Origin of the sequence: Kerstersia sp., from assembly GCF_052103615.1 — a bacterium.
In the GTDB taxonomy this organism is placed as follows: domain Bacteria; phylum Pseudomonadota; class Gammaproteobacteria; order Burkholderiales; family Burkholderiaceae_B; genus Kerstersia.
This window is the reverse complement of sequence record NZ_JBQEKA010000148.1, coordinates 1-2899: the sequence shown is the minus strand read 5'-3', so window position 1 is coordinate 2899 and position 2899 is coordinate 1. Positions and strand designations below refer to the sequence as shown.

Below are 2899 nucleotides of genomic sequence, written 5' to 3'. Positions count from 1 at the left end.
GCTGCTGGCCGCGAAGCTGACGCCGGAAGTCGATGGCATCATCATGAAAGCCCTGAACGAAACCGAATTGGCAGGCGAAGACGCCGCCAAGATGCAAAAGCTGCTGGATGCGCTGGAAGCCCTGGACGACGTCCAGGAAGTATTCACCACCGCCATCCTGGACGAAACCGAGTAAGGCCGTCCCGGCAGCGCAGCAGGGCACCCTGCCGCCACTGATAAAAACAAGCCTGCATCCGGCAACGGATGCAGGCCGGCAGTATCCTCCACGCAAGGCGTGGCAACCACCCTTCTGACTCAAACATGAAACTCTTGGTCATCGGCTCGGGCGGCCGCGAACATGCCCTGGCATGGCGCCTGGCGCAATCGGAACGCGTCCACAAAGTCTATGTCGCACCGGGCAACGGCGGCACTGCGCTCGCCCGCAACCTGGAAAACGTGGACATCACCGATCCTGAAGAGTTGGCCGATTTCGCCCAGCGCGAACAGATCGCGCTGACCGTCGTCGGCCCCGAGGCGCCGCTGGCAGCAGGGGTGGTGGACGTATTCCGCGCCCGCAAGCTGAAGATCTTCGGCCCCACCAAGGCGGCCGCGCAGCTGGAAAGCTCCAAGGACTACGCCAAGGCCTTCCTGTTCCGCCACAATATTCCCACAGCGGCCTACCAGACCTTCACCGACCCGGCCGAAGCGCACGCCTATATCGACGCCCAGGGCGCTCCCATCGTCATCAAGGCCGACGGCCTGGCTGCCGGCAAGGGCGTGGTCGTCGCGGAAACGCTGGAACAGGCCCATGAAGCCGTGGATGCCATGCTGGGCGACGGTTCGCTGGGCGCTGCCGGCGCGCGCGTCGTCATCGAAGAGTTCCTGCAAGGCGAAGAAGCCAGCTTCATCGTCATGGTTGATGGCCGCAATGTGCTGGCCCTGGCCACCAGCCAGGACCACAAGCGTCTGGGCGACGGCGATACCGGCCCGAACACTGGCGGCATGGGCGCTTATTCGCCCGCCCCTGTGGTCACCCCCGAAATGCACCACCGCATCATGCGCGAAGTGATCCAGCCCACGGTTCAGGGCATGGCGCGCGACGGCATTCCTTACACCGGCTTTCTGTACGCCGGCCTGATGATCGCCCCTGGCGACGATCCGGCCCGCCCGATCAAGGTGCTGGAGTTCAATTGCCGTATGGGCGACCCGGAAACTCAGCCCATCATGATGAGGATCAAAAGCGATTTCGTCGATGTCCTCGACAATGCGGTGGACGGTACGCTCGACCAGGCAGAAATCACCTGGGACAGGCGCACGGCGATTGGCATCGTGCTGGCGGCAGCCAATTATCCCGGCGAACCCCGCCGTGGCGACGCCATCACCGGCCTGCCGGCTGACAATGCCGATGTCATGGTCTTCCACGCGGCAACAAGCTACGACGGCCAGGATGTCCGCACCAGCGGCGGCCGCGTCCTGTGCGTCACGGCCCTGGGGGAATCTCTGCGCATTGCCCGCGATCTGGCCTATGACACGGTAGAGTCCGTCCATTTCGATGGCCGCCAATACCGCACGGACATCGGCTGGCGCGCGCTCAAGCGGGGCCCGGGCGCGGCCTGACCCTTACAACCTCCGCAGGAGCCGCATCATGACGTCCATTCCTCTTTCATCCGTTAGACATTACTTTCTTGACCTGCAGCAGCGCATCGTCGCCGGTCTGGAACAAGTCAGCAATGAGCCCTTCCGCGAAGACCGCTGGGAGCGCGAGGAAGGCGGCGGCGGCATTTCCCGAATGATAGAAGGCGGCGAGTTCCTGGAGCGCGGCGGCGTGCTGTTCAGCCATGTGCAGGGCACTACACTGCCGCCTTCGGCCAGCGCCCACCGGCGCGAGCTCGCCGGGCGGCCCTGGGAAGCCATGGGGATTTCCATGGTTCTGCACCCGCGCAACCCCTATATCCCGACCACGCACATGAATGTGCGTCTATTCGTGGCCAAGGCCCGGCCAGGCATAGATGACGGCGACCGCTTCTGGTTCGGCGGCGGGCTGGATCTGACGCCGTACTATGCCTATGAAGATGACGCGCGCCATTTCCACCAGGCTTGCCACGACGCCCTGGCCCCCTTCGGCAATGAATATTACCCGCGCTTCAAGGGCTGGTGCGATGAGTACTTCTATCTCAAACACCGCAAGGAAACACGCGGCATAGGCGGCATATTCTTCGATGATCTGGATATGCCGGACTTCGACAATGCCTTTGCCCTGACGCGCTCAGTGGGTGACTGTTTCCTGCAGGCCTACCTGCCTATCGTCGAACGCCGCATCGTCCAGGAATACGGCGAGCGCGAACGCGATTTCCAGGCCTACCGGCGCGGCCGCTATGTTGAATTCAATCTTGTTTTCGACCGGGGCACGCTGTTTGGCCTGCAATCCGGCGGCCGGACGGAATCCATTCTGCTGTCCATGCCGCCGGTCGCGCACTGGCGCTACGACTGGCAGCCAGAACCGCGTTCGCCGGAAGCCCGGCTGTATGAGTTCCTGACCCCCAGGGACTGGATTTGATGCACGCCGCCGCAGGCCCTGCTGATTCTGTGCCGCGCACCGGCCTGCTGGGCGGCAGCTTCGACCCTGTCCATCTGGCGCATATCGCGCTGGCGCAGGCAGCGTTACGCCACCTGCATCTGGCGGAAGTCCAGTTCATTCCCGCCGCCCAGCCCTGGCAACGCCGACCGCTGCAAGCCAGCGCGGCCCAGCGGCTGGACATGCTGCGCCTGACGCTGGCCGGACAAGCGCAGCTTGCCGTCAATACCAGCGAACTGGAACGCGGCGGCCCGACCTACACCATAGATACCATCCGGCAATTGCCCGCCGGCAAGCGCTATGTCTGGCTGCTGGGCGCCGACCAGCTCGTGAATTTCTGTACCT

Annotated in this window: 4 protein-coding genes; all 4 read left to right on the top strand. The window is 63.8% G+C overall.

The window, feature by feature from the left end; translation table 11 throughout:
- A partial coding sequence (locus ACTJGZ_RS16040; RefSeq protein ID WP_441663889.1) for a YebC/PmpR family DNA-binding transcriptional regulator occupies positions 1–175 on the top strand: 175 nt, incomplete at its 5' end.
- A gap of 125 nt (positions 176–300) precedes the next feature.
- Entirely contained in the window at positions 301–1596 is a 1296-nt protein-coding gene (gene purD / locus ACTJGZ_RS16035; RefSeq protein WP_441663887.1) for a phosphoribosylamine--glycine ligase, read from the top strand.
- 28 nt (positions 1597–1624) lie between these two features.
- Positions 1625–2536 (top strand): oxygen-dependent coproporphyrinogen oxidase, encoded by a 912-nt coding sequence (gene hemF / locus ACTJGZ_RS16030; RefSeq protein WP_441663886.1) that lies wholly within the window; start codon positions 1625–1627, stop codon positions 2534–2536.
- 29 nt (positions 2537–2565) lie between these two features.
- Positions 2566–2899: nicotinate-nicotinamide nucleotide adenylyltransferase (locus ACTJGZ_RS16025; RefSeq protein WP_441663888.1), on the top strand; the 334-nt coding region annotated here is incomplete at its 3' end.

What these genes read in the sequence shown, in the direction of transcription:
- purD (WP_441663887.1), top strand. Translation starts at nt 301, where the DNA reads ATGAAACTCTTGGTCATCGGCTCGGGCGGCCGCGAACATGCCCTGGCA.
- hemF (WP_441663886.1), top strand. Translation starts at nt 1,625, where the DNA reads ATGACGTCCATTCCTCTTTCATCCGTTAGACATTACTTTCTTGACCTG.